The 538-nt window shown below is 77.7% G+C and carries 1 protein-coding gene; it reads right to left on the bottom strand.

The genetic code is table 11. The annotated features are described in order from the left end of the window. Positions 1–14: 14 nt before the first annotated feature. Positions 15–538 (bottom strand): class I SAM-dependent methyltransferase (locus AC2W7G_RS18295; RefSeq protein ID WP_485869687.1); only part of this gene is annotated, 524 nt, incomplete at its 5' end.

Below are 538 nucleotides of genomic sequence, written 5' to 3'. Positions count from 1 at the left end.
CCACGAGCTGACCCTCACCTCCGGCGCTCGGCGACGAGCGCTCCCTGGGGCCGCACCCCCGGATCGGTGCGCGCGTGCGTCTCGAGCACGACCAGCCCGGCGTCCCCGACCCGCTCGGCCAGGACGTCGACCGGCCAGCGCCAGGCGGTCACCACGGCGTGGTCGAACGGCTCGACGCGCTCGCCGATGAAGAAGCCGAGCAGCAGCCGTCCGCCCGGGCGCAGGGCCCGCGCGACGGCCGAGAGCGCCGCCGGGACGTCCGCGGGGTCGCTGTGGATGAGCGAGAACCACGCCAGCACGCCGGCCAGCGACGCGTCCGGGACGCCGAGCTCCTCGAGCCGTCCGGCCCGGAAGCGCGCCTCGGGGAACCGCTCGCGGGCGAGCCCGAGCATCTCCAGCGTAGGGTCGGACGCCCTCGACGTCGGACGCCCGCCCGGTGCAGCAGGTCGGTCCAGTGGCCCGGGCCGCAGCCGGCGTCCACCACCGGGCCGTCCAGGTCGCGGGCCCAGCGCAGCACCAGGGCGCGGTCCTCGTCGGC

The organism is Aeromicrobium sp. PFPM2_SD2, assembly GCF_057364525.1.
This window is presented reverse-complemented; position numbering and strand designations above follow the sequence as displayed.